Genomic DNA, 6,317 nt, shown 5'->3' on the forward strand with positions numbered 1-6,317 from the left:
ACAGGCCTCGCCCGAGGCCCGGCCCCCGGTCGCGGCGCCCACCGCGTCCGCGTCCCCCGCCGCCCCGGACCCGCTCCCGCCGGCCGCGCCCCCGGCACCGGCCGCGCCGGCACCGGCACCTGCTCCGGCACCCGCACCACCGGTACCGGCCGCGGACCCGGCGGCGGCTCCCGTCGTGCCCGCCGTCGTGCCCGCCGTCGACCCGGCCGTCGCCGCGGCCGTCCCGACGGCGGCGCCACCGACCGCGGCGGCACCCCCCACCGCGGCCGCGGCGGCGCCGAACCCGCCGACGCCGACCCAGACCAGCACCCCGCCGGGCAGCAGCGCGCGCAGACCGGTGTTGATCTCGGACAGTTCGAGGTAGGCCGCCGTGCAGCGGTCGCACTCCTTGAGGTGCCGTCCGACGTCCGCCGAGGCCCGCTTGCGCAGCGAGCCGCGCGCGTACGCGCCGAGCCGGTTGGCGTACCCCTCGCACGCCCTGTCCTGGCTGCCGGAGACGTGGGCCTGGAGGAACGCGGCGGCCAGGCGGTCGCGGGCCCGGTGGGCCTGGACGGCGGTGGCGTTGGCGGTCTTGCCGAGCATCACCGCGACGGTCTTCGGGGACTCGCGTTCGACCTCGGTGTGCCAGAGCACGACCCGGTCGTCCTCGGGCAGTTCGGCGTAGGCCTGCATGACCATGCGCTGGTCGGCCATGGCCATCGCCCAGGCGTCGGCGCCCGGGTCGGCCAGGTCGAGGTCGACGACGGCGGCCGAGCTCTGGGCGAACACGCCGAAGTCGTCGACGAGTTGTTCGCGCCGCTCGCTGCGGGTCCAGGCCGCGGCGACGTTGCGCACGGCGGTCAGCAGGTAGGCGCGGACGGCGAACTCGGGGCCCTTGCCCGCCCTGAGCGCCTGCAGGGTGCGGGCGAACACCTCACCCGCGAGGTCCTCGGCGGTGAAGCTGTCCCGGCAGCAGGTGCGCGCGTAGCGGCGGACGGAGTCGACGTGCCGGCGGTAGATCTCCTCGTACGCGGTGTCGTCGCCGGCCCGCACCCGGGCGGTCAACTCGGCGTCGGAGGGCGGGCGCTCGCCGTCGACCGGGTCGGCGGGGGCGGGCACCGTGGGGCGGGCGCGGCGGCTGCCGCCGACGAAGGCCTCGGGGGCGACGCCGCCGCGGCCGGCCGGTGCCTGGCCGGGCACCCGGCCCGACGGGAGGGCGGCGGCGGAGGCGGACAGCGACTCGCGGCTGGGCATCCCGGCCTGGTCGGGGACGTGGCCGGTGGCCGGTCCCGCGGCCGATCCCGGCGCGCCGCCGGGCACTTGGCCGGACGCGCGGCCGGACGCGCCGGAGGACGACGCGTCGGACCCCTCCGCCGGCCCGCCGGAGTGACCGCCGACGGCGCCGTCCGGCGAACCGCCCGCGTGACCGCCGGCGCGGCCGTCGGCACGGCCGTCAGCGCGGCCGAAGTCGAGCCCGTATCCGTAGTCGTTCTGTTCCTCGGCGCTCACAACGGACCCCAGCCTCCACGACAGCCCCCGTAGCGCGGCAGAGCACGCGGGCGTGCGTGGGCGCACGGTCCCCCGTCGTACGGCGCCGACGGCGCTCGAAGGGCGCGCATCGGGACATTGGCTCCAACCACGGGCAAAGGATGGCATAGCGCAGGGAAGGGCGGTAGCCGGACCGGCCGGTACCCACTCTTCCGAGGGGACGTCGCGGAGGTGTTCGCCCAGCGCACGACAGCCGGTTGTGCGACGCCTGCACCCGGCGCGCGCCCAGTGCCCGCGCGCCGGTCACTCGTCCAACTCCTTTACCGGTCACGGCAGCCCGCCGTGCCGGGCCGACCCGCAGGCCGTGCCCGGGATCACCGGCCCCGGCGGGTGCGAGCCCGCCCGTGGGCCGTCAACGCGCCCGCAGGCCGTCCAGCAGGATCTGCAGCAGCCGGTCCGAGGGCCCGGCCACCGCGTGCCCGTCCGCCTGCGGCCCGCCGACCACGACGCCCGGCACCCCGGTCACCGCCGGCACCGTCCGTGCCGCGTGCACCGGCACCGACGCGGTCAGCACCAGGACGACGTCCGCGACCGTGACGCCCGGCCGCAGTTCGCCCGCCGCGCCCGCCCTGGCCACCAGGGCGGCCAGCAGCTGGAGCAGCAGCCGCGGATCGGCGTCCGCCGCCGTCGCGTCGGCCGCCGTCCGCGCCTCGTCGCCGCGCAGGTCGAACCGGGCGGCGAGCGCCTGTTCGGGCGCCCGCTGCTCGGGCACCCGGCCCAGCTCCTCGGCGTACCGGAACGCCTCCGGCGGCAGCAGCCGCCCGGCGCCCGTGCTCACCGCGCGCGCCAGGTACCCGGCCAGCGACTCCCAGGCACCGCCGCCGCCGTACAGCGACTCGCGCGCCTGTGCCGTCAGCCAGGCCACCTCCTCGGCGGCGATCCGCTGGACCAGCACCTCCTTGCTCGGGAAGCGCCGGTACACCGTGCCGACGCCGACCCCGGCGCGGCGGGCGACCTCCTCCATCGGTGCGCCGTAGCCGAATTCGCCGAACACCTCCCGGGCGGCGCGCAGCACGCTCTCCAGGTTCCGCCGCGCGTCCACCCGTAGCCGGGCACCCGGCACGGCGGCCTGCAAGGGCTCCGCCCGGTACGGGACACCGGCGTACGAGACCGCCGACACCCCGTGCTGCGGCGGCAGTTCCACCGGCCCGCGCTGCTCCGGCACCGTGCCCTGGACGACGTGCGGTGCACCCGCCCGCCCCAACATCTGTTCCTGCTCCATCATCTCAACTCTCCCCCGCAGGCGTCCGATCCCGGACCCTGTCGTCGCCCGCCCCTGCACCCCCCGGTGCAAGCTCAGCCCGTCAGAAGTGACCTGATGACCCATTGCTCGTGCCGCCCGTCCCGTTCCGGTGACCACGGTCGTGCCACCGGGCCGGGCCACGCGTCCGGCTCGGTGCGTCGGCACCGTCCGGGGCCTCGTCCGGGAACTACCCTTCCCCGGATGACTGTCCCGCAGTCGGGTTCTCGCGCCAACGCTGGAACTGGCCGTAGTGGCCGCTCCACGGTGCGTCGCCGCCGGTTGTCATGGCGGTGGCCGCTCCAGCACACAATCCGACCATAGTTCACGGCTCTCCGAAGCCGAAAGTGCGTCAGAAAGTCACCCGGACAGCACAACTGGCCACACCGGTCACTCGCGCCGCATCCGGCCCCGTACGGACTGTGGACAAGACGGCCCCCCACGGTCCTTCATAGGGGGGCGCGTCGGGGGATACCCCCCGAACGGGGGACGGCCCGGACTCCGTGACCGGGACGGAACACCACACGAACGCGACACCGTCCGGAGGTGCACCATAAGGATCCTGATCGCCGGAGGCGGCTGCGCCGGGACGGCCACCGCGCTCCACCTCCAGCGCGGCCTGCGCGACCGGCTGCGCCGGGGCGAGGTGGAGATCACCGTCGTCGAGCCCCAGGCCTACCTCACGTACCACCCGCTGCTCGCCGAGGTGGCGGCCGGCTCGATCGACCCGCGGCACGTGGTCGTGCCGCTCCGCCGGGCCCTGCCGGACTGCCGGGTGCTCACCGCGAGGATCACCCGGATCGAGCACGCCGCCCGCCGGGCCCTGGCCGACGCGGCGGCACCCGGCGAGCCCCCCACGCCGATCGAACTCCCGTACGACGTCCTGGTGGTGGCGCCCGGCTCGGTCTCCAGGACGGCCCCGGTGCCCGGCCTCGCCGAGTGCGGCCGGGGCTTCTCGACCGTCGCCGAGGCGGTCGGCCTGCGCAACCACGTCCTCGAACAGCTGGACCTCGCGTCCGCCACCCGGGACCCGGCCCTGCGCCAGTCCGCCCTCACCTTCGTCTTCGTCGGCGCCGGGTACGCGGGCGTCGGCGCGCTCGCCGAGCTGGAGGACATGGCCAGGTACGCGGTGCGCGGCTACCACAACGTCGCCCCGGAGGACCTGCGCTGGGTGCTGGTCGAGGCCACCGACCGGATCCTCGCCGAGGAGTCGCCCGAACTCGCCATGCACACCCTCGGCCAGCTGCGCGAACGCGGCGTCGACGTCCGGCTGCGCACCACGCTGGAATCGGCGGCCGGCCAGGTCGTCGCCCTGTCCGACGGCAGCCGCTTCGCCGCCCGCACCCTGGTCTGGACGGCCGGGGTGCGCCCGTCCCCGCTGCTGCGCGACACCGACCTGCCGCTGGACACCGCGGGCCGGGTGCGCTGCCTGCCCACCCTCCAGGTCGTCGGCCCGGACGGACGCGCGCTGCCCGGCGTCTGGGCGGCCGGCGACTGCGCGGCCGTGCCCGACCCGCACGCGGACGGCGCCCCCTGCGCACCCAACGCCCAGCACGCCTTCGCCCAGGCCGAACTGCTCGCCCGCAACGTCGCCGTCGCCCTGGACGGCGGCCCGCACTCGCCCGACCTCGCCGCCTACCGGCCGGGCCCGGCCGCCTGTTCGACCTCGCTCGGCCTGCGCCGCGCCGTCGCCCACACCCGGCGCGGCGGGCGCCTCACCGGACGCCGCGCCTGGTGGCTGCACCGCGCCCGGCACCTGCGCCGGCTGCCGAGCGCGGACCGGCGGGTGCGGGTGCTGATGGACTGGGTGCTGGGCGGGCTGTTCTCCCGGGAGGTCGTCTCGCTCGGCACCCTGGAGCACCCGCGTTCGGAATTCGAGGCGGGGTTCGGACCGGGCCCCGAACGTGGGCCGGACGCCCCGGCGTGACGGACCGGACGGCCACGCCGAGCGCGCGCGACTTCCGGAATCGGCCCTCCGCCTGACAGGATCAGCCCCAACCGAGTCATTACCCCGTGTGCTGATGTGTACACAAAAAGTGATGATATGACTGGAAAACGAGGAAGCGGCCGTCGTTTGAACCTCATGCGCTGGAGCGCCCGGCTCACCGGAGTCCCCTGGCGTGCCGCCCCGCAGACCGCGGTCGGCACGGAGGACGGCGTGCCCTCCGGCGACGTCGTGGTCCCGGGCCCGCGCGACCCGACCAGCCTCGCCACCGCGGCCGAACTCCTCGACCCGCACAAACCCCAGCACCTGCGCGAGGTCCTCAACCGGATCCCCGCCCCCGTCGCCGTCACCTACGGCCCCCTGCACCAGCTCGCCTACGCCAACCGCGCCTACCGCGAACTCTTCGGCGAGCGCCCCACCGGCCTGCCCGCGTGCGAGGCCCTGCCCGAGCTCGCCACCCTCGGCGTCCTGCCGCTCATGGACCAGGTCATCCGCGGCGGCCGGCCCCGCAGCGTCAAGGCGCGCTGCATCCTCGGCCTCACCGGCAACCGCTACTACAACGTCTCCTGCGTCCCGCTCGGCGCCGGCGACCCCCGCGACGTCCGCGACTCCCGGGACGCCCCCATCGACGGCCCGCCCGCCGGCGTGCTCATCTTCGCCGCCGAGGTCACCGACCAGGTCCTCGCCGCCGCCCGGCTCCGCGAGGCCGAACGCCGCCAGCGCGAGGCCGCCGTCACCCTCCAGCGCAGCCTGCTCCCACAGAAGCTCGACCAGCCCGCGGACCTCCGCGTCGCCGCCACCTACCAGCCCGGCGGCGCCGAAGCGGCGGTCGGCGGCGACTGGTACGACGTCATCGCCATCGACGGCGGACGCACCGCGCTCGTCATCGGCGACGTGATGGGCCGCGGACTGCGCGCCGCCGCCGTCATGGGCCAGCTGCGCACCGCCGTCCGCGCGTACGCCCGCCTCGACCTCCCGCCGCACGAGGTCATGCGCCTGCTCGACGGCCTCGCCATGGAGATCGACGCCAACCAGATCGCCACGTGCACCTACGCCGTCTGGGACCCGCAGCGCCGCACCCTCTCCTACGCCTCCGCCGGCCACCTCCCGATGCTCCTGCGCTGCCCCGACGGAACCATCCTGCGCAGCGAGGAGCAGAACGGCCCGCCCCTGGGAACCGGCGGCGGCCTGCACGTCTCGCACACCCTGCGCCTCCTTCCAGGCACGACCGGCGTCCTCTATACGGACGGACTCGTCGAACGCCGCGACGAGGACATCGACCAGGGACTCGACCTCCTCGCCCGCACCCTGACCGGCGCGATCGGCGCCCCCGAGGTGATCTGCGCCCGTCTGCTGCGAGCCATGGGCGTGACGTCGGAGCACGACGACGACGTGGCCGTCCTGGCCTTCCAGCTCCCGGCCGGCGAGACCGCCGAGGAGGCCCCGGAGGAGGCCCCCAAGGAGCGGGAACCCGTGCTTGACTCGGTCTCCGGAGAGGTCTAGAGTTCTTCGAGTTGCCTGACAGGGAGCACCGGACACGCATCGGCGCGGACGGTCCCGGGGCGGCCAATCCTCTGAAACACCACTTCCCGGTCCGGGCTGGGT

At 75.8% G+C, this 6,317-nt stretch carries 3 protein-coding genes and 1 pseudogene; 2 read left to right on the plus strand and 2 right to left on the minus strand.

Annotated features, from left to right (window positions below):
* Both ACFXDE_RS43560 and ACFXDE_RS43565 read right to left on the minus strand, forming a co-directional pair.
* The coding region (locus tag ACFXDE_RS43560; RefSeq protein WP_380499754.1) for a sigma-70 family RNA polymerase sigma factor at nt 1–1,488 on the minus strand (1,488 nt) is incomplete at its 3' end.
* 391 nt (nt 1,489–1,879) lie between these two features.
* Nucleotides 1,880–2,752: a TetR/AcrR family transcriptional regulator gene (locus ACFXDE_RS43565; RefSeq protein WP_380499755.1), complete on the minus strand. Its 873-nt coding sequence runs from the start codon at nt 2,750–2,752 to the stop codon at nt 1,880–1,882.
* 580 nt (nt 2,753–3,332) lie between these two features.
* Here ACFXDE_RS43565 and ACFXDE_RS43570 point away from each other — a divergent pair.
* On the plus strand, nt 3,333–4,694 hold the full coding sequence (locus tag ACFXDE_RS43570; RefSeq protein ID WP_380499756.1) for an NAD(P)/FAD-dependent oxidoreductase: 1,362 nt from the start codon (nt 3,333–3,335) through the stop codon (nt 4,692–4,694).
* Between the two features lie 147 nt (nt 4,695–4,841).
* Nucleotides 4,842–6,149: pseudogene (locus ACFXDE_RS43575) on the plus strand (PP2C family protein-serine/threonine phosphatase); the annotation flags it as partial.
* Nucleotides 6,150–6,317: the final 168 nt, after the last annotated feature.

The sequence above is a fragment of the Kitasatospora sp. NPDC059408 genome (genome assembly GCF_042751525.1).
Taxonomy (GTDB): domain Bacteria; phylum Actinomycetota; class Actinomycetes; order Streptomycetales; family Streptomycetaceae; genus Kitasatospora.

What these genes read in the sequence shown, in the direction of transcription:
- ACFXDE_RS43565 (WP_380499755.1), bottom strand. Translation starts at nt 2,752, where the DNA reads ATGATGGAGCAGGAACAGATGTTGGGGCGGGCGGGTGCACCGCACGTC.